General features: G+C 67.1%; 14 protein-coding genes and 1 pseudogene. 7 read left to right on the forward strand and 8 right to left on the reverse strand.

Translation table 11 applies throughout. The features are described 5' to 3' along the window. Nucleotides 1-309 precede the first annotated feature (309 nt). The 7 genes and pseudogenes from dnaB to QFZ21_RS12990 all read left to right on the forward strand — a co-directional run bounded on the left by dnaB (nucleotide 310) and on the right by QFZ21_RS12990 (nucleotide 7,762). Nucleotides 310-1,683, forward strand: a complete 1,374-nt coding sequence (dnaB, locus tag QFZ21_RS12960; RefSeq protein WP_373426045.1) for a replicative DNA helicase — start codon at nucleotides 310-312, stop codon at nucleotides 1,681-1,683. Between the two features lie 147 nt (nucleotides 1,684-1,830). Then, nucleotides 1,831-2,565: an ABC transporter ATP-binding protein gene (locus tag QFZ21_RS12965; RefSeq protein WP_307378445.1), complete on the forward strand. Its 735-nt coding sequence runs from the start codon at nucleotides 1,831-1,833 to the stop codon at nucleotides 2,563-2,565. Beyond that, nucleotides 2,562-3,929 carry an FtsX-like permease family protein gene (locus QFZ21_RS12970; protein ID WP_307378447.1) on the forward strand — a complete coding sequence of 456 codons (1,368 nt, stop codon included), beginning with the start codon at nucleotides 2,562-2,564 and terminating at the stop codon, nucleotides 3,927-3,929. The genes QFZ21_RS12965 and QFZ21_RS12970 overlap by 4 nt, the downstream gene beginning before the upstream one ends. A gap of 98 nt (nucleotides 3,930-4,027) precedes the next feature. Then, nucleotides 4,028-4,931 (forward strand): annotated as a pseudogene (locus QFZ21_RS12975) (ABC transporter ATP-binding protein). Nucleotides 4,932-4,961: 30 nt separating this feature from the next. Next, on the forward strand, nucleotides 4,962-5,789 hold the full coding sequence (locus QFZ21_RS12980; RefSeq protein ID WP_307378449.1) for an ABC transporter permease: 828 nt from the start codon (nucleotides 4,962-4,964) through the stop codon (nucleotides 5,787-5,789). Between the two features lie 63 nt (nucleotides 5,790-5,852). Further along, nucleotides 5,853-7,073, forward strand: coding sequence for a sensor histidine kinase (locus tag QFZ21_RS12985; RefSeq protein ID WP_307378451.1), 1,221 nt, complete (start codon nucleotides 5,853-5,855; stop codon nucleotides 7,071-7,073). Next, nucleotides 7,070-7,762: a response regulator transcription factor gene (locus QFZ21_RS12990; RefSeq protein WP_307378453.1), complete on the forward strand. Its 693-nt coding sequence runs from the start codon at nucleotides 7,070-7,072 to the stop codon at nucleotides 7,760-7,762. The genes QFZ21_RS12985 and QFZ21_RS12990 overlap by 4 nt, the downstream gene beginning before the upstream one ends. A 65-nt stretch (nucleotides 7,763-7,827) precedes the next feature. On the opposite strand, the gene QFZ21_RS12995 is transcribed toward QFZ21_RS12990, so the two are convergent. From QFZ21_RS12995 to QFZ21_RS13030, 8 genes are all read right to left on the reverse strand, one after another. Beyond that, nucleotides 7,828-10,662, reverse strand: a complete 2,835-nt coding sequence (locus QFZ21_RS12995; RefSeq protein WP_307378455.1) for an FAD-binding and (Fe-S)-binding domain-containing protein — start codon at nucleotides 10,660-10,662, stop codon at nucleotides 7,828-7,830. A gap of 22 nt (nucleotides 10,663-10,684) precedes the next feature. After that, complete coding sequence (locus QFZ21_RS13000; RefSeq protein WP_307378458.1) at nucleotides 10,685-11,548, reverse strand: DUF4432 family protein; 864 nt, start codon at nucleotides 11,546-11,548, stop codon at nucleotides 10,685-10,687. 68 nt (nucleotides 11,549-11,616) lie between these two features. Beyond that, on the reverse strand, nucleotides 11,617-13,158 hold the full coding sequence (locus QFZ21_RS13005) for a beta-N-acetylhexosaminidase (RefSeq protein ID WP_307378461.1): 1,542 nt from the start codon (nucleotides 13,156-13,158) through the stop codon (nucleotides 11,617-11,619). Then, nucleotides 13,155-13,928 carry a creatininase family protein gene (locus tag QFZ21_RS13010; protein WP_307378464.1) on the reverse strand — a complete coding sequence of 258 codons (774 nt, stop codon included), beginning with the start codon at nucleotides 13,926-13,928 and terminating at the stop codon, nucleotides 13,155-13,157. The genes QFZ21_RS13005 and QFZ21_RS13010 overlap by 4 nt, the downstream gene beginning before the upstream one ends. Beyond that, the gene (locus tag QFZ21_RS13015; RefSeq protein ID WP_307378466.1) at nucleotides 13,925-15,910 is read right to left on the reverse strand and encodes a hypothetical protein; all 1,986 of its coding nucleotides are present in this window, start codon (nucleotides 15,908-15,910) and stop codon (nucleotides 13,925-13,927) included. The genes QFZ21_RS13010 and QFZ21_RS13015 overlap by 4 nt, the downstream gene beginning before the upstream one ends. A 6-nt stretch (nucleotides 15,911-15,916) precedes the next feature. Beyond that, entirely contained in the window at nucleotides 15,917-16,831 is a 915-nt protein-coding gene (locus QFZ21_RS13020; RefSeq protein ID WP_307378467.1) for a carbohydrate ABC transporter permease, read from the reverse strand. Beyond that, entirely contained in the window at nucleotides 16,828-17,820 is a 993-nt protein-coding gene (locus QFZ21_RS13025; RefSeq protein WP_307378471.1) for a carbohydrate ABC transporter permease, read from the reverse strand. Before QFZ21_RS13025 ends, QFZ21_RS13020 begins: the two co-directional genes overlap by 4 nt. Beyond that, on the reverse strand, nucleotides 17,817-19,091 hold the full coding sequence (locus QFZ21_RS13030; RefSeq protein ID WP_307378473.1) for a sugar ABC transporter substrate-binding protein: 1,275 nt from the start codon (nucleotides 19,089-19,091) through the stop codon (nucleotides 17,817-17,819). Before QFZ21_RS13030 ends, QFZ21_RS13025 begins: the two co-directional genes overlap by 4 nt. Nucleotides 19,092-19,247 lie beyond the last annotated feature (156 nt).

A 19,247-nucleotide genomic window follows, 5' to 3' on the forward strand; every position in this document is an offset into this window, starting at 1 on the left:
GTCGATTCTCATCCACAGGCTGGGGAATCGGAAAACCCCTGTTCACAGCGATTAAGAAAACCGACATGCGATGCAGTCCACCGGGTTATCCACACCCGTTCTTCACAGACACTCCGGCTTTGTCCGCACGCTCTCCACAGAGTTATCCACAGGCCGTGTTGCACCCGATTCAGACCGCTCGTACCGTGGTCGAGCGACCGAATGTCGGGGGCTCCTGGTTCGCTGTGTGCACGCGGCCGGAACGGCCGGAAGGCCGCGGCACCGCCCCATGAGGGCACATTCGTGAAACGTCGCATCGAAGGGAACCGCGTGTCGATCGCCGACATCTCAGAGGAGCGCATGGGCGCGAAGCGCGCGCCCGAACGCGTGCCCCCGCACGACCTCCTCGCCGAGCAGAGCGCGCTGGGTGGCATGCTGCTGTCGAAGGATGCTGTCGCCGATGTGATCGAGACGCTCAAGGGCGCCGATTTCTACATCCCGAAGCACGAGCTCATCTTCGAGGCGATCCTCTCGCTGTACTCGCACGGTGAGCCGACCGACGTCGTCGCCGTCACCGACGAGCTCATCAAGACGGGCGAGCTCGGCAAGGCCGGCGGCGCCGACTACCTGCACACGCTCACCTCGATCGTGCCGACCGCGGCCAACGCCGGCTACTACGCGGGCATCGTCGCAGAGCGCGCGATCCTTCGCCGCCTGGTCGACGCCGGCACGCGCATCGTGCAGCTCGGCTACGCCGGCGAGGGCGACGCGACCGACATCGTCAACAACGCTCAGGCGGAGATCTACTCGGTCACCGGCACCGAGACGGCCGAAGACTACGTGCCGCTGACCACGGCGGTCGATGCGGCCATCGAGGAGATCGAGGCGGCGAACGGCCGCGACGGCTCGATGACCGGCATCCCCACCGGGTTCAAGGAACTCGACGAGCTCACCAACGGACTCCACGGCGGTCAGATGATCGTCGTCGCCGCACGACCCGCCATGGGTAAGTCGACCCTCGCGCTCGACTTCGCGCGCGCCGCATCCATCGGCCACAACTTCCCCTCGATCTTCTTCTCGCTCGAGATGGGCAAGAGCGAGATCGCGATGCGTCTGCTCAGCGCCGAGGGCGGCATCCCGCTGCAGAACATGCGCAAGGGAACGCTCGACCCGCGCGACTGGACCACCGTCGCCGCGACCCGCGGTCGCATCAACGACGCCCCCCTCTACATCGACGACAGCCCCAACATGACGCTCGTCGAGATCCGAGCCAAATGTCGTCGACTCAAGCAGCGCGAGGGCCTGCGCATGGTCATCATCGACTACCTGCAGCTGATGACGTCGGGCAAGCGCGTCGAGTCGCGTCAGCAGGAAGTCTCGGAGTTCTCGCGAAGCCTCAAGCTCATCGCCAAGGAGCTTCAGGTCCCGGTCATCGCGCTGTCGCAGCTGAATCGTGGTCCCGAGCAGCGCCAGGACAAGAAGCCCGCCATCAGCGACCTCCGCGAGTCGGGCTCGATCGAGCAGGATGCCGACATGGTCATCCTGCTGCACCGCGAGTCGGTGTATGACAAAGACGTGCGTCCGGGCGAGGCCGACCTGATCGTCGCCAAGCACCGTAACGGTCCGACGGCGACGATCACCGTCGCGTTCCAGGGCCACTACTCGCGGTTCATGGACATGGCCCCGGGCGGCGACTTCAACTGAGTGCAGGGTCCACAGCGGGATGGCATCCCCGGGCGAGCTGGCAGCTGCTCGGCACCCAGCCACCCGGTGAATCGCCGACAGCAGCGCTGTGGACGATCAACCCCTGGTTGGCATCGTCGCCACCCGTCGCGTCAATAGCGTCGAACCATGAGCTGCGACACGCTTTCGTCGACCGCACCAGACGGGCCCGACCAGAAGGAACCCCGACTGTGCGCCCGAGGTGTTCGTGTCCGCTACGGCGGGACGGTGGCCTTGGAGGGCGTCGATCTGATCGTCCGCGACGGCGAATCGGTGGCGATCATGGGGCCGTCGGGATCGGGCAAGAGCACCCTTCTCCACTCCATGGCGGGAATCATCAGCCCCGACGAGGGAACGGTGACACTGCGCACACGCGAGGGTGTCAGAGAGCTCGGCGGGTTGTCGGACGCAGCGCGGTCGGCAGTGCGCCTCCGGGAATACGGCTTCGTCTTCCAGCAGGGCATGCTCATCCCCGAGCTCACCGCGGCGGAGAACGTCGCAATGCCTCTGCTCTTGGCGGGCGGGCGGAAGAGCGTAGCGATAGCGCGCGCAGACCTGCTCCTGAGGGAACTGGGTCTGGCGGGTCTCGAGGGCCGCAGGATCGGACAGCTCTCGGGCGGTCAGGCGCAGCGCGTGGCAATCGCGCGCGCCCGTGCCACGGACGCTCACGTCGTCTTCGCCGACGAGCCGACCGGCGCGCTGGACTCCAGGACGGCATCGGAAGTACTCGACGTGCTGCTCGCGGGGACCACCGCGCAGGGGCGGGCGCTGGTCATGGTGACGCACGATGAGGACGTGGCGAGCCGGTGCTCTCGGGTCGTGCGTCTGAAGGACGGTCGCATCGTCGATAGCCCTACGCGATGAGCACGCGAGCCCCGGCGCACAGCCGAATGCCGGCGCTGTGGACGCTGGTGAGACCGACTCGGAGCGATCTCTCGAGCACCGCATTGCCGATCATCGCGTTCGCTGTGATCTCCACCGTCGCGCTGGGCGCCGTCGCGCTCGCCCGAGCGTACTGGAACGCTCCGGACCCCGAGGGCTTCGGGCAGTACCGGATCCTGGCGGCGGGGATGCTGGCGGTGCTGGTGGTGCCCGTCGGAACCCTCGGCGGCGCCGCGGCTCGTCTCTCCGCGCGTCGTCGCGAGGACCGCCTCGCGACACTGCGGCTGATGGGTGCCTCCTCTTCCTGGGTACGGAGAGTCGCGCTCATCGAAGCCGGACTCATCGCGGCCGGGGGTGCACTCGTCGGGCTGCTGCTCTCGATGCCGCTCACGCCCCTCCTCTCGCTCGTCGAGGTTGCGGGCACTCCGCTGGGCTCGGAGGGCGCACGGCTGCCGACGCCGCTGGCGGCGGCGCTCCTCCTCGGCGTCGTGGTGGTTGCGGTGGTGAGCGCTGGCGCGAGTCTGAGACTCGTCCTGATCTCACCGCTCGGTGTTCGTATGCGCCAGAACGCGCCGCGGATGCACTGGCTGCGCGTCGTCATCGCAGTGCTCGTGGTGGGCGGTGCGGTGATCGTGTTGCAGCTGACGTCGGTGAGCTGGGGAGCAGTGGGTATCACGGCGGCACTGGTCGTGGTGCTCGTCGCGGTGATGGCCGTGCTGAACCTTCTCGGACCCTATGTCGCGAGTCGTCTGGCCCGGCGCAGGCTGATGCGATCAGGGGATGCCGCGACGTTGATCGCCATGCGCGGGGCGCTCGAGTCGCCGCAGGCGGCCTGGCGCCTGGTGTCCGGGGTGGCCTTGGCGAGTTTCGTCGCTGTACCCGCCGGCTCCTTGCTCGGCTTCCTCGACACCGTGCAGCGACTCTCGGACGCGGTCTCGCCCCGACAGACCCTCTTCTTCGGTGACATCCGGCTTGTCGTCGTTGCGGCTGTCGCGGTCTCCTATCTGCTGGTCGCCTGCTCGGTGGGCGTCACCCAGGCTGCGGCGGTGCTGGAACGGCGAGCCCTGTACGTGAGTCTCGACCGGCTGGGCATGCCGTTCTCGGTGATGACCCGCTCGCGGCGGCTGTCCGTGAGCACCCCACTGCTCGTGGCCGCGGTGGTGCCGACCCTCATCGCCGCCCTGCTCGTGATCCCTGTCGTGGGGATCTCGGTCGTCACCGCTCCTCTCTTCATCGTCACGGTGGCCGGCTGCATCGCCGCCGGCGTCGTGCTCGTCCAGCTCGGCGTCGTCGCGACCACACCCGTGCTGCGGCGCGTGCTGTCGCAGCCGGATCGCGGACTGTGACCGGCAGCAGTTCAACCCCTGGTTGGCATCCGTCCTCCTCCCCACGTCCGTAGCGTGCGAGAGCACGAGGTAACCGCTATGAGAAGGAGCAGGACGCCATGACGATCGAAGTCGAGGCTCTGACCAAGACCTATGGGGACAAGCATGCGGTGCGGGATGTGAGCTTCACGGTCCAGCCGGGCAAGGTCACGGGATTCCTGGGGCCGAACGGAGGCGGGCAAATCCACGACGATGCGCTCGATCGTCGGGCTCGACCGCCCCACCTCCGGCCGCGCGCTCATCGACGGCTCTGAATACCGAGCGTTCGCGGCGCCGCTGCGCGAGGTGGGTGCTCTGCTCGACGCGAAGGCGGCGCACAAGTCCCGCACGGCGATGAACTACCTCGCCTCGATCGCGGCGACGCACCGGATACCGCGAACACGCGTCGAGGAGGTTCTCGATGCGACGGGCCTCAGCGCGGTCGCCCGGAAGAAGGTCGGCGGGTTCTCCCTCGGGATGGGTCAGCGCCTGGGCATCGCCGCCGCGCTGCTGGGCGACCCGGGCACGCTCATCCTCGACGAGCCGGTCAACGGCCTGGACCCCGAGGGCGTGACCTGGGTCCGCGAGCTGCTGGCCCGGCTGGCGGCCGAGGGCAGGACGGTGTTCCTCTCCTCGCACCTGCTGAGCGAGCTCGCGCTCATCGCAGACCACGTGATCATCATCGGCCGCGGCGAGATCATCGCGGACTCGCCCATCAGATCGCTCACCGAGCAGGGGAACACCCGTGTGCGGGTGCGCACGACGGATGCGCCTGCCCTCACTCGCCGGATTGCGGCCTCGGGAGTGAGTATCGCCTCGAGCGAGCAGGGCCTGTTGGAGGTGGAAGGACTCACCGCCGAGCACATCGCCCGCACCGCTCACGAGGCCGGAGTGCTTCTCACTGAGCTGACGCCTCTGCGCCAGACCCTCGAAGAGGCCTACACCCAGCTCACGCGCGACTCCGTCGAGTACGCCTCGGCCTGATCGCGCTTCTCTCCCGAAAGGACCATCCACATGAGCACCAGCACCGGTTCCGGCACCGCCCCGGGGACCATCGTGCGCCGCTTCGCCGTGCACGATGTCGGGCTCGGCGGCGCGATCGTGGCCGAATGGATCAAATTCCGCGGGCTCGCATCGAACCACGCCCTCGCGGGATTCACTCTCTTTCTCTTGCTCGCCAACGGGGTCGCCATGCCCTGGGCTTACGTCTTCCGCGACCGCAGCTCACCGCGGGCGGACTACGATGCGTACCCCGAGATGATCGTCGATAAGACCGGGTACGTCGGGATCATCCTCGCGGTGCTCGCGGTGCTGATGGTCACGAACGAGTACCGCTCCGGGCAGATCAGCACGACGCTGCTCTCGGTTCCCCGCCGCACCTCGGTACTGGTCGCGAAGGCCGCGATCATCGCGGGGATCGCCTTCGTCATCGGCATCGCCAGCTCGGCTATCGGGTTCGCCGTCGCGCCGACGATCCTCGCCGGCGGCGGGTACGGCTACATCCTGGAAACACCCGTCCTGCTCCGGCTGGTCGTCGGCGCCGGGCTGTATCTCGCCGCCATCAGCGTCATCGGCGTCGCACTCGGCGCCATCATCCGCAACGTCGTCGCCGCGGTGCTCGCGACGATCGTGTTCCTGCTCATCGTGCCCGTGATCCCGGAGATGTTCTCGGAGTACGGCACCGAGATCACCCGCTTCTTCCCGATCCAGGCCGGCTCCCTGCTGCTGGCGCCCGCCGGCACCGACCCGATGGGCCCGTGGGTCGGCTATGCCGTTCTGCTGATCTGGACGCTGGCGCTGTTCGTCGTCGCAGTGATCACGCTCAAGCGCCGCGACGCCTGAACCGGGTCCCGAGCGGGCGCGAGGGAGAATGAAGACACAGCTCGGGATGGAGGCCGTGAGGGTATGAGTGCTGCTGCAGCCCATCCGGTAGTGGATGCCGCGGAGGTCGACCGTGTCCTCGGCACACGGCTGCTGCGCTGGCTCGACGCTCATCAGCGTGCGGTCGACGCCCTCGTCGCCGCGATGTGCCTCGTCGTTCAGACGCTCGTTCTCGTGCTGCCGCGGGCGCAACCGCTCTGGCCGGGGCTGTTCCTCGTGCTCTTCTCGGTCGTACCACTGCTGTGGCGGCGTCGGTATCCGCGGGCGATCCTCGTCGCACTGGCGCTGACCAGCACGGCGGGCATGCTCCTGCCCACCCCGGTCGCACTGCTGGCGCTGCCCGCCGCCGTGGCGCTCTACACGGTGGCTTCCCTGCTGCCCATCGGGACCGCACTGCTGGGCTACGCGGTCCTCGTGGGTCTGCCGGCTCTGGGGACTCTTCTCCTCCTGCTGACGACGGGATCGGCCCATGCGCCGGCGCTGCTGGACCCCCTGGCACTTGTCGCCCTCGCTGCCGGGATCGCCGTCCGCGGTGCGGCGCAGCGCCGAGAGGCCCTCACTCAACTGGTGAATCAACGGCTCGCCACGGCGCGGGTCGTCGAGCGGCAGCGGATCGCCGCGGAGATGCACGACATCATCGCCCACTCGTTGTCGACGATGATCTCCCTCGCGGACGGGGCGTCGAGCGGCTGGCGAGAGCATCCCGAGCGGTCGGCCCTGGCGCTCGACAAGCTGGGTGACGTCGGGCGCAGCGCGCTGAGCGACATGAACCGAATCCTGCGGGTGCTCCGACAGGGAGACGCGGTGCTGGACCAGAGTCTGCATCGTTCCGGACACAACGTGCCCGACGTGGAGGAGATCGTCGAGGTCTTCCGCGGCACCGGTATGCCCGTCCGGCTCATTCGCTCCGGCGGCGCGATACCCGGAGATGATCCCGCGCTCTCGACGACGGTGTACAGGATCGTCCAGGAGTCTCTCACCAACGTGCTCCGCTATGCCGTGGAAGCCACACGGGTGGAGGTCGGCATCGACGTCGCCGGCGGCGCCGTCGCGGTGCAGGTCACCGACGACGGCCGCATCGACGTCCACCGCAGCCGACCCCCGAGCCAGGGGAGCGGGCAGGGGCTGCTCGGGATCGCCGAACGTGCCGCCACGTACGGCGGCACGATTGCAGCGGGTCCACGCCAGGGCGGGGGCTGGTCGACGAGGGCGACTCTGCTCATCGGCGACGGAGCACGGACATGACGGCAACCAGCCTCGCGACGATCAGAGTGCTCGTGGTGGACGACCAGGAACTCGTTCGCATGGGCAGCGCGCTGACCCTGGACTCCGCGGCCGACATCGAGGTCGTCGGCGAGGCAGCCACGGGAGAGGAGGCGATCCGACGCACGCGGGACCTCAAACCCGACGTCGTTCTGATGGACGTGCGGATGCCCGGCATGGGCGGCATCGAGGCGACCAGGATCATCACCACCGTGCACCCGACCACCCGCGTACTCGTGCTGACCACTTTCGACATCGACGAGTACGCGTTCGGTGGGCTCGATGCCGGCGCGAGCGCGTTCCTGCTCAAGAGCACTCCACCAGAGCGGTTGCAGGAGGCGGTCCGAACCATCCATGCCGGCGAGGCGGTCGTCGAACCGAGGATCACGAGGCAGCTCATCGAGCACTACGCCTCCCGCGGCCAGCTGCAGGGGAGCGGGGGAGCAGGTGAGCGAGCCGACCCGCTGGCCCCTCTCAGCCCGCGCGAGCGAGACGTCTTCGGCTGCATCGTCGCCGGGCTGTCGAACAGTGAGATCGGTGAGACCCTCCACCTTTCGCCGGCGACCGTCAAGACGCACGTCAACCGCATCTTCGCCAAGCTGCACCTGCGCGACAGGGTGCATGCGGTGATCCTGGGACACGAACTTCGGGGTCGGCGGCAAGAGGGGTGACAAAAGAAGACGCACGAGTCGGGTCTGCACCCGCGGAACGCGCGTCCTCGCCGCGACTGCTCAGCTCAGGGCCGGGTGAGCTCTTCGAGCACCTCGATGATGTGGCGGTAGGGGCGACCGGTCGCGCGTGTCATCCCGATCTCGCAGGTGCGGTTGGCGGAGACGAAGGCGTCGAATCCGCCCCGTGCGGTGTCTGCCGCGGTGATCGCGGCTGATTCCTGTGCGGTCGCGCTGGCGGTGAGTTCGGGGTGCAGCATGCCGCGGTCTCCGGCGAACGCGCAGCATCCCCACTCTTCGGGGATGAAGACCTCGTCGGCGACCGCGCTGGCGATGAGGGTCAGCGCGGCCGTCGCCCCCAGTGCTGTCGTGGAACAGGTGGGGTGGACGGCGATCGTGCCGATCTTCGTGGTGACGGTGAGTCTGGGCAGGACCTCGCGGGCGACGAAGGTGGTCGCGTCCTCGATGCGCAGCGCGCGGTAGACGGGGTGCTGCGCGACGGCTTGGGCGAGCATGACGTCCAGCCCTTCGGTGCAGGATGCCGCGTCGCACACGACGGGCAGCTCGCCCTCTCGGCTGGCCTCCCAGAGGGAGGCGAGGACGCGGTCTGACATCCGGCGGTAGCCGTCGAGGTGACCCTTCGATTTCCAGGGTGTGCCGCAGCAGAGGCCGCCGTTCTCCTCGGGGATCGCCATGGCGATGCCGGCGCGGTCGAGCAGTCGGTGCAGTGCGTCTCGCGAGCCGTGGCCCTCGCCTTCGGCGCCGAACATGGTGCCGATGCACGCGCCGAAGAAGACCACTTGAGCGTCGGCCGGAGCATCAGGGCGTGGCGGCTTCGACCCGCCGCGGGGGAGTCCACCGTCGTAGAGCGGAACGGTGTCCGCGCCGAGCATGGCACGGCCGAGTTTCGTCACGCCGCGAACCAGGGGAGCGGGGAGGGCTTCCGCGACGGTGAGTGCGACGCCGCCTGCCCGTGTGACCGTTGCCCAGTGTTGCGCGGCCGTGTCCCAGACGGCGCCTTCGATGCTGCCGGCTTGCTCCGCGCGAAGGCGGCGCACGAGGTCGCCGGTGTTGATGTCGACTGGGCAGGCGACACCGCACATGCCGTCGACCGCGCAGGTCTGCACGCCGTCGTAGTCGTAGTCGGCGCGCAGGTCCTCGAGGAGGGCGGTGTCGCCCTGCTCTTCGGCCCAGGCCATGTCGCGACGGATGACGATGCGCTGGCGTGGGGTCAGTGTGATGCTCTTGCTCGGACAGGTGGGTTCGCAGTATCCGCACTCCACGCAGCGATCGACCTCGCTCTCGACCGTCGGCACGCGCTTGAGGTTCTGCAGATACGAGTCGGGGTCGTCGGAGAGCACGACGCCGGGGTTGAGGATGAGATCCGGATCGAGCAGCCGCTTGATCTCCCACATCATGTCGGTCAGCTCGTCGCCGTACTGTCGCCGGACGAACGGCGCCATGATGCGGCCCGTGCCGTGCTCGGCTTTGAGGGACCCCTGCTGCGACAGCACCAGCGTGACGAGGTCATCGGTGAAGCGGCGGTAGCGGGTGACGCTCTCGGGGTCGTCGAAGCGCTCATTGAGGAGGAAGTGGACGTTGCCGTCCTTCGCGTGTCCGAAGATCACCGACCCCTCGTACCCGTGCTCTGCGAAGAGTTCGATGAGCCGTTCGCAGGTGGCGAGCAGACGCGGCACGGGGACCACGATGTCCTCCAGCAGCGCAGTGGTGCCTGACGGGCGCGCACCGGCGACCGCCGTGTAGAGGCCCTTCCTGACATGCCACAGGGCGGCGCGCTCGGCGGTATCCGTCGTCAGCCGCGGCGAGATGGCGAGCGGTAGGGATTCGAAATGAGCCTGTGCCGTGGCACTCGCTGCGACGAGCGCGTCAGTGGCGGAGGCGTGTACCTCCACGAGCAGCGCGGCATGCCCCCGCACATCGATCTCTGCAATCGCGTCTGGAACATCGCTGAGACTCTGTGCGACTCGGAGGGATGCCGCGTCCATCAGTTCGATGGTGGCGAGACCGAGGTCGGTGAGAGAGGGGAGCGCCGTCATCGCGTCCGGCAGCGTCTCGAAGACGAGGAGACCGGTCGCGATCGCGGGGCGGATCTCGATGGTGCGGAACCGTGCTTCCGCGACGAAGGCGAGCGTGCCTTCCGATCCGATGATGAGGTGTTCGAGGATGCGCACGGGGTCGTCGAAGTCGAGGAGCGCGTTGAGTCCGTATCCCATCGTGTTCTTCATGGAGAACTGTTGACGGAGGAACGCGACGTGCGCGGGCGATTCGAGCACCCGAGCGCGCAGTGCGAGCAATCCGTCGGCGATCTCAGGTTCTGCGGTGCGCAGCAGGGCGTCGGCGTCGGGGAGCCCGGTGTCGAGGATCGTGCCGCTGGGCAGGACGATCCGCATCGATTCGATCGTCTTATACGAGTTCTCGACGATCCCGCACGCCATGCCGCTGGAGTTGTTGGCCACGACACCCCCGATCGTGCACGCGATCTCGCTGGCAGGGTCGGGGCCGAGCTTGCGTCGATAGCGTGCCAGGCGGGTGTTGACCTGGCGCACGGTGGCGCCCGGACCGACCCGGACCGCTGCCCCGTCGTCCTCGACGAGGATGTCGCGGAAATGACTGCGGGTGTCGACCAGGATGTCCCCGCTCACGCCCTGCCCGGACAGGCTCGTGCCGCCCGAGCGGAACGTCAGAGTGCGGCCGGCCGCGCGCACAGCCGCGAAGACCCGGGACACGCCTTCCGCATCCGTGGGGGACAGGACCGCGTCGGGGATGAGCAGATAATGCGAGGCGTCGTGCGCGCGACCGAAGCGGTCGATCGACCGGGCGTGCACCTGTGTGGACTCCCCGATCAGAGCGGGATCCAACGGTTCAGCGAGCGTGGTCGACACGATGCCCCTTCGCTTGGTCTGTTCACGCAACGTGCAGGCGGATCTCTATCCAGCCGGACACGGATTCACCTGCGGCGAGCGATGGGGAACGCCCCGCTGCGACTGCGTCAGAGAGGATCGGGACTTCGCACGACTGCGGTTCGATGGCGCACGCGACGACCCCGCCTTCTCGGCTCTCTCTCAGTGCCCAGAACCAGAGATACGGCCAGGCCGCGCCGTCCCACAGCACTTCCGCGCGGATGCCGAGGGCCGAATTGGCGATGGCGTATCGGTGCTCCTGCAGTGCATCGCTGAACAGCATCGCGTGCAGAGGGTGGTCGGGGAATCGGCGCAGATCGATGAGGTCGCCGGAGGGCGAGGGGAAGCTGTGGAGTTCGCCCGATCCTGCTGCGCTTCGCTTGCCGGAGCCCGTCTCGAGCTCGATGCTGCCGTGCAGCGCCCCCATCGGCAGGTCGACCACTGAGCCGGCCAGGAAGGTCTCGCCGAAGGTGACGTGCTGGCCCCACAGATACGGCAGACGCCTCGCAGAGCTGTTCGTGACCGTCTCCTCGACGCGGATCACCGGCGCCGCAGCGGAAAGAGTGATCGTCTTGACGAGCGTGAACGGCAGATCCGAGCTGGCAGCGCTCAGCGCGATGACGATGTCGCCACCTGCAGCCGGGACGACATCGCCGGTCCATCGTGCATGCTGCACATCGCCATGGGCCGTGATCGGGTTTCCTCCGAACTCACACGCGAGGCCTGCGTTCGGGAACAGTTCATACCAGCCGCCGACGGTGTACTCGCGTGGACCGGCGGGGTCGGTGTAGAGGAGGTCGACCCCTGAACGGCGATCGATCAGTTCGTACAGGTGTGCACCGTGATCAACGTCGATTGCGACGGTCATCCATTCATTCGAGAGCCGGAGACAGCGGTCGCCATCGACGAACTCGTCGACGACGGACGTTCGTGAGCTCATCCCGCGCGACCGTCGTCCAGCGGACGGAACGACACCCCGAGCTGCGACAGACGTTCGAGATGTGCCGGCAGCGTGTCGGCGATGAATTGACCGTTGTCCGGTGTCCCCCAGACGACATCGGCGAAGACGCACGCCCGCGGAAACGCCATGTACTCGACCTGACCGGGAGTGGTGAGATACTCGCTCCACAACTGGAACTGAGACCCCAGGATGTGGGCGCGCTGCTCCTCGCTGAGCCCCGCAGGAACAGGGTGATAGGCGCGAATGGCAGCGAGATCGAGCAGCGGTCCGTGCGCGAGCGGCTCGATCTCGGCCGGTCCCTGGTAGTAGTCGAAGTAGGTGGACTCCTGCGGAGCCATCACCACATCATGTCCGAGTCGCGAGGCGAGAATGCCTCCCTCTTCGCCCCGCCACGACATCACGGCGGCACCCGGCGGCAGCCCGCCCTCGAGGATCTCATCCCAACCGATGACGCGCCGTCCGCGCGAGTGCACGAATGCGGTGATCTGGCCGAGGAACCAGCTCTGCAGCTCGTCCTCGTCCCCCAACTCCTCCTCTCGAATACGTCTCTGTGCCTCGGGGCTCGCCTGCCACTCTTCCTTCGGGCATTCGTCCGCCCCGAGATGGACGAACTCGAAGGGGAAGATGTCGAACACGAACTCGAGCACGTCGCGACAGAACCCCAGGGTCTCATCTGAGACGGAGAACACGTGCGGGGATACCCCCCAGCCCCGTGCCACTCGCACGGGAGTGCCGTTGCCGAGCCACGGGTAGGCGGCGATCGCGGCCTGCGCGTGACCCGGCATCTCGATCTCAGGCAGGATCTCGATCCCGAGCCGAGCAGCGTGCGATACGAACCCTTCGAGGTCTGCGCGAGTGTAGAAGCCTCCATGAGGGATGCCGTCGTGTGGCGGATCATCCGACCACGGGTCTACGTGGCGGCCGCGCACGGTGCCCTCCCGCCAGGCGCCGACCTCGGTCAGCCGGGGGTAGCCGGGTATCTCGATTCGCCACCCCTGATCCTCGGTGAGGTGAAGGTGGAGTCGGTTGAACTTGTGCAGCGCGATGAGATCGATGAAACGGTGGACGAAAGCGGGCGGCATGAAGTGGCGGCCGGTGTCGAGGTGCGCGCCACGCCACCCCAGCGACGGCTGGTCTTCGATGTGGACGTTCGGGACAGCCCACGTGATTCCGGCTTGCAGCGTCGGGGCGTAGACCTCTGCGGGCAACAGTTGTCGAATCGTCTGCACCGCATGCAGAGCACCCAGTCTGCCGGAAGCGCGCACCAGTATGCGCTGAGTCTCGACGACGACGACATATTCCTCAACGCCAAGCGTGCGATCGACCGAGAAGCGGATGCTGCCGCTGTCGTCGACGTCGAGCGACAACCCTGTCGCTGGGCGAAGGAGCTCGCCCAGGAGTCGTGCCGCATCCTCGATCTCGGCGTCGGCGCTGATCGTGGTCGAGGGGGAGAGGACGAAGGGGGCGCCGCCGAGTTCGAGGCATGCGGAAGGACGGGGCACGAGTCTGACGCTCACGAGAGCTTCTCCCCGGTCGATCCCTGGGAGATGAAGTGCGTCGTGAAGGCAACGGCGCGCTCGACGAACGCCTCGACGAGCGGGGTGCCGACCTCCTCGGACGCTCGACGAGGATCGCCGAGCGTGCCGTTGGCAGACCACGCGGAGAACGGCTGCGGCACGTCGAACCGACCCGTCGGCGGATCGGTGAACCCGTCGAGCGGTGCGATCTCGGCGGGGCCCTGCAACGCATCCGGGCGGACGAGAGCCGGGTCGCAAACCATTGCGAGGGAGGTCTCGATCTCGCAGGCGTGATGGTAACGATGCCCCGGTTCGAAGTACGCCGAAGTCAGATCGCCGATCACCTGACCCCACATCAGGTGCGCAACCGAGCAGCCGAGGTCGCGCCCGATCTCACGGGCCGCGAGTCTGGTCGCGTCGGTGTTGCCCCCGTGTCCGTTGACCACGACCACGCGGGTGATGCCGTTCGCCAGGAGCGACTCGCACACATCGCGGAGGAAGGCGAGCAGAGTCGCCGGACGCAATGTCAGGGTGCCGGCGAAGCCGAGATGATGCTCCGAGAGCCCGTATGCCATCGGCGGGCAGAGGATCGATCGCTCGCCCAGCGCGTGATCGATCCGCCGGGCGAGTTCGGTCGCGATGGCGATGTCGGTGCGCAGTTCGAGATGCGGACCGTGCTGTTCTGTCGCCCCGATGGGGACGATGGCCACGGCGGCACGTGCGAGCGCTCTCGCCGCCTCTACCGTGGTGAGGGTCGACAGTTCGGTCACGTGATGTCCTCCAGCTGCAGGCGGATGGCGACGACGCCCTTCGGGGGGACGCGCGCCGTGAGAGTGCGTCCGGTGAACCGAACGGGAAAAGCCAGATCCCCGCTCAGTGACCGGGCGCTGACGATCGGGCGCTCGGCGGTGAACTGCGCATCGCGGAACCGATACTCGGTGTTGTGCAGGATGACCTCTGCGCTCGTCGCCGAGTCCACAGCGACCACGATCTGGATGGCCGTGCTCGCGCCGGGGTTGCCGAGCGGACCACCGTCGCCTATACCGGGACGCAGAGCACGCGCCGCCTCGGCGACGAGCGCCGGCGGCGGCAGCTGCATCGGCAGCTCGATCAACCAGGTCTCGATCACTTCGTCATACGTGCTCGCGGGACGGAAGTCACGCTGGGTGACAGTGCTTTCGACGGGTGCCGCCGTCCGATCCGACTGAATGCTGAGTCGCCACGAGCCGGAGAACTCCGGCCCGCCGTCGACCGGTCCGAGAGCGACGACCTGGTCATGAGCGGCACGGATCTCGTCGAGCAGGGCATCGGGATACAGATCGGGCCTCAGCACGAGCACCGGCCCGGTGACGGACGCGTGCTGCTCTGCTGAGGCGATCGTGCCGACGATGGCTCCCGCGCGGAGCAGGCTGCTGAGCAGAGTATGCGTGTGCGCGACGCGGTCCTCGATGAACCGATCCACCTCGGTATCGAGAGTGCGGGGGGAGTAGAGCAGGGTGAATCCGCCGGCACCGTCGCGAGGCGCCGTATCACAGGTGCTGCGCAACCTGTCCAGATCCGCCCAGACGTCAGCCGCGATCCCGTCGGCGAGACAGTAGAGGCTGGCGTCGAGGCACGCGGTGCTCTCGCGCTCGCCGGGGTCCCATGCGCGCAAACTCGTCAGCAGCCGCTGGTCGCGCTCGAGCATCGCCGGTGCCGTGTGCACCACGTCCCATTGCTCGTAGGTGTCGTGCACGGAGACGAGACCGGCAAGAGGCATGTGCGGGAGGTGTGCGCGGATCAGGAGGACTGCCGCCATCTGGCCGTGGATCGGAGGGTGGGTGGGGGCCTCGAGCAGCTCCACGCCTGCTGCGACGGTCTCGAGGACGAAGCCGTCGACTCCCGCGGCGGCGAGCGTGCGGTAGTCGATGCCGAAGCGGTACAGAGCCTCGAACGGGTCGCGCATCCACGCATTGTTGAGTATGACGATGGCGCCTATGGCGTGCAGGCTCTCGCTGACCGTCGACCAGAACGCCTCCCACCTCAGGGCGAGGAAGGCGATCCACTCGCGGCGGGCTGACGCCCAGATCCAGGCGGCGCGCTCGGTGGTGAAGCCCGCGGGAACCGGAGTGCTGCGGTGCTCCTCGAACTGTTCGATCATGTCGTCGGAGAAGTCGGCCGCCCAGAGCGGCAGGCGAGGGCTGGACAGTCCGTCGGCGCCGTGCAGCCCGTCGAATCCGTAGTAGACGAACACCGCGGTGAGGCCCGAGGTCAGCGTGTCGACGTAGGGGGTGCCGTCTGCCAGGCGACCGAGGGGGTTGATCAGACCGGGCCGCTTCGCGCCCATCCGGTCGGTCACCGTGAGCTCAGGGTGATCGAGATTCCACGAGCCCTGCTGCGTGCGTCCGTCGAGCTCGAACTGGTACAGGTCGAAGATCGCGAAGAACACGGCGACACCGGCGCCCTGCAGCGCGCGGACGAGGCCGCGCAGCTGCGACCTCGTCCAGTCCTGCCGTGGTCCCCGCACCGCGACCGGCCTGGCAGCGTACGAGGTGCACTCGGTCGGGATCAGCCCGTCGTCGTCATCGCGATGCGCATGGACGAACTCGGCGCTGAAAAGGAGCAGGGAGAGTCGCTCGGGGCGCTCACCCATGTCGCCGAGTACGGCCTCGGCACCAAAGTCGGGGAGTGTGTTGTCAAATCCGATGAGTTCGATCCAGACGTGCTTCGCGGGGGAAGCGGTGGGACCGTGTTCGAGGGTGGAGGACGGCATCGGTGACTATCCCTTCACACCGGTGACGACGACGCCCTGGATGAACCACTTCTGCGCGACGGCGAACAAGGCGATGCAGGGCAACATCGAGAAAAGTGTCGCAGCCATCATGAGAGGGAAGTTCTGACTCTGCGCGCCGACGAAATTGCTGATGCCGAGGGAGAGCGGGAACTTGTCCTGCGATTGCAGGAAGATGAGCGGACCGAGGTAGTCGTTCCAGTACTGCAGGAACGCGAAGAGTCCGACGATCATGAGGGCCGGTTTCGACAGCGGAAGGATGATGGTGAGGAAGATGCGGATCGATCCCGCGCCGTCGATACGCGCGGCCTCATCGAGCTCGAGCGGGATGTTCAGGAAGAACTGGCGCAGCAAGAAGGTGTTGAACGGCGCGGCGAAGAATGCCGGCACAAGAATCGGCAGATAGGTGTCGATCCAGCCGATGTTGCTGAAGATGATGTACGACGGGACCACGGTCACCCAGATCGGCACCATCATCGTGCTCAGCATGAGGAAGAACAGCGGCTCGCGGAAGCGGAAGCGGAAGCGCGCGAATCCATATGCGGCGCAGGCGCTGCTGATCACGCTGCCGGCGACGCCGACAACCGTCAGCACGATCGTGTTCCAGGTGTAGGTCAGGAAGGGTGCTTCGGTGAAGATATCCGCGAAGTTGGCCCAATCGATCGGATTCGGGAGCCACTTGATCGGGTAGTCGTAGACCTGGTCGGGCGTCTTCAGGCTGGTGCTCAGCATCCAGAAGAACGGCACCATGTACATCACGCAGCCGACCGCGAGCACGGCGTAGGTGATGACCATGATCATGCGACGTCGACTCGTGCGGCTCATGGGCGCGGCGTGCTGCTTGCGGCGCGGTTCCTCGGCGAGCGGCACGGGCGAGGAACGCGGCTTCTCGGTGATGGTCATCGGTTCTTTCCTCGGTCGGCGGCGTAGAAGACCCAGCGGCTGGAGGTGCCGTAGAAGATCGCCGTGATGATCAGGATGATGGCGAAGAGCACCATCGACAGCGCGCAGGCGTAGCCGAGACGCAGGTCCTTGAACGCCGTGTCGTAGATGTACAGCGAGAAGAAGTAGGAGCCGTAGTCCGGTCCGCCCTTCGTCATTACGAACGCCTGGGTGAAGATCTGGAAGGTGCCGATCAGTCCGAGGATGAGCTGCAGCAGGATCACCGGCGACATCATCGGCAACGTGACCGCGCGGAAGGTGCGCCACCAGCCGGCTCCGTCGAGACCGGCGGCCTCGTAGAGCTCCGTGGGAATGCCCTGCAGCCCTCCGAGGTAGATGATGATCGACGAGCCCACGGCCCACAATTGCATGATGACGATCGCCGGGATGACCCAGGTCTGGCTCGTGAGCCAGGGGATCCCCGGGATCCCGACGAGATTCAGGACGCCGTTGATGACGCCGAAATCACGATGGAAGACGAAGCCCCAGAGCACCGTGACCGCGACGCCGGAGAGCACGGACGGTAAATAGTAAATCGTGCGGAAGACGCCCATGCCGACGAACTTCTGGTTCATCAGCATGGCGATCCCGAGGCCGAGGATCAGACTGAGCGGCAGGTACAGCGCCACGAAGATGAACGTGACCTTGAGGGACTGCCAGAACAGCGGATCGTCGGTGAAGATCTTGGTGTAGTTGTCGAAGCCGATCCAGACCGGGGCACCTCCTCCTGACCAGTCGGTGAACGACAGGTAGATCGCGACGCCGATCGGGATCGCCGAGAAGAGCAGGAAGCCGATCAGCCACGGCTGGATCCAGAGGAACCCGGCCCGCGCCTCGCGGCGCGCATGGGGGCTGGTCTTCCGCACGCCGGACGGACGGCGCGCCTGTGCCGCCGCAGTCGGCTGCGGAGGGAGTCCCGCGGTCGAGACCTGCGGCGGCACAGCGGTCACCGGTTGGTCTCTTCCTGGATCGCGGTGAGCGTCTCGCGGGGGTCTCCGCCGTTCATCAGCGAGGCCACGCGGTTGCCGTAGGCGATCTCGTACTTCGCCCAGAGCGGCGGGTAGCTGATCGCCGCGGCATCCTGGCCGATGGCGGGGAAGAGGAGATCACGCGCAGGGTCCGTGGTGCGGGCGGTGACCAGTGCGCTCTGCAGGTACGGGATGGTGGACTGCACCGGCTCGGAGCCGAGGTAGTCGAGGAACTTCCACGCGGCGTCGACGTTCTTCGCGTCGCGGCTCAGGCCCCAGCCGCCACCTGCGGTCGCGATCTCGCGCTTGCCGGTGGATCCCTTGGGCAGAGCGACGATCTCCCACTCGAACTTGTCGGCGATCGCCTCCTTGGCGCCTGCGGCGTACCAGGAGCCGTTCATGAACATGGCGACCAGGCCGCCGGCGAACGGATCGACACCCGTAGGCAGACCCTCGGAGCTCGGCACGGCGCCGGCCTTGATCGCCGCGTTGATCTGCTCGAAGGTTGCGATGTTCGCGTCGTTGTCGACGATGGCCCTGCTGCCGTCCTCGGAGAACACCTCGCCGCCGTTCGCCTTCATGACGCCGCGCATTCCCCAGGAGCTGCCGTTGACGAAGCCGCCCCAGCGGGTCTGCTTCCCGCCTTCCTTGAGCGTGAACGCCTCGGAGATCTCGTAGAAGTCGTCCCACGTCCAGTCGCCGTTCGGCACCGGGATGCCGAGCTCGTCGAACATCGTCTTGTTGACGTAGATGCCGTACCCCGACATGTCCTCCGGGAGTGCGACGAGCTTGCCGCCGGCCGAGAACTGGGCCTCGACGGCCGGGTAGAAGTCGGCGCGGTTGACGGAGTTCTTCGTGTCCTTGATGAAGCCGTCCAGCGGCTGCAGCCATCCGGCCTCGGCGTGCGCGGCGAGCTCGAGAGTGCGGACGTAGTAGATGTCCGGCAGCGTCTTCGCGAGCGCCTGCGTCTTCACCTTGGTGTTGTACTGCTCGCCGTCGGCGATGTTCAGCAGGTTGACCGTGGTCGACGAGTTCTTGCCCTGGTAGGCGGCGATGACGTCGCGGAGCTGCTTCTCCCAATCGGCGGAATCGTTTGCGAGAAGCGAGACGGTGCCTCCGCCTCCGCCGCCTCCCGCGCCTCCGCCGCCGGGGGAGCAGGCCGAGAGGGCGAGCATCGCCGCTGCGGCCGCGGTTCCGCTCAGGAACGTGCGACGTGTCGCCTGGTGGGTGAAAAGTCCTGTGGTGTTCGCCATGGCGGCTCTCCTCGATATGGCCAGTGCTGTGGTGGCTGGCTGTCGCGGGATGCGACGGCCAGGTGACGCGTGGTGCGATCGGCGATGACGACGGGTGGTGATCATCGGCAGCGATGATTAGTTCACGTATTAGAACTTCAGGTCAGCTATTTGGAC

The organism is Microbacterium sp. W4I20 (genome assembly GCF_030816505.1).
In the GTDB taxonomy this organism is placed as follows: domain Bacteria; phylum Actinomycetota; class Actinomycetes; order Actinomycetales; family Microbacteriaceae; genus Microbacterium.

Bases quoted from the DNA above. Each gene is read 5' to 3' on its own strand.
- QFZ21_RS13000 (WP_307378458.1), bottom strand. From the start codon at position 11,548: ATGACCGTCGCAATCGACGTTGATCACGGTGCACACCTGTACGAACTG.
- QFZ21_RS12970 (WP_307378447.1), top strand. From the start codon at position 2,562: ATGAGCACGCGAGCCCCGGCGCACAGCCGAATGCCGGCGCTGTGGACG.
- QFZ21_RS12980 (WP_307378449.1), top strand. From the start codon at position 4,962: ATGAGCACCAGCACCGGTTCCGGCACCGCCCCGGGGACCATCGTGCGC.
- QFZ21_RS13030 (WP_307378473.1), bottom strand. From the start codon at position 19,091: ATGGCGAACACCACAGGACTTTTCACCCACCAGGCGACACGTCGCACG.
- QFZ21_RS12990 (WP_307378453.1), top strand. From the start codon at position 7,070: ATGACGGCAACCAGCCTCGCGACGATCAGAGTGCTCGTGGTGGACGAC.
- QFZ21_RS13015 (WP_307378466.1), bottom strand. From the start codon at position 15,910: ATGCCGTCCTCCACCCTCGAACACGGTCCCACCGCTTCCCCCGCGAAG.
- QFZ21_RS12985 (WP_307378451.1), top strand. From the start codon at position 5,853: ATGAGTGCTGCTGCAGCCCATCCGGTAGTGGATGCCGCGGAGGTCGAC.
- QFZ21_RS12965 (WP_307378445.1), top strand. From the start codon at position 1,831: ATGAGCTGCGACACGCTTTCGTCGACCGCACCAGACGGGCCCGACCAG.
- QFZ21_RS13020 (WP_307378467.1), bottom strand. From the start codon at position 16,831: ATGACCATCACCGAGAAGCCGCGTTCCTCGCCCGTGCCGCTCGCCGAG.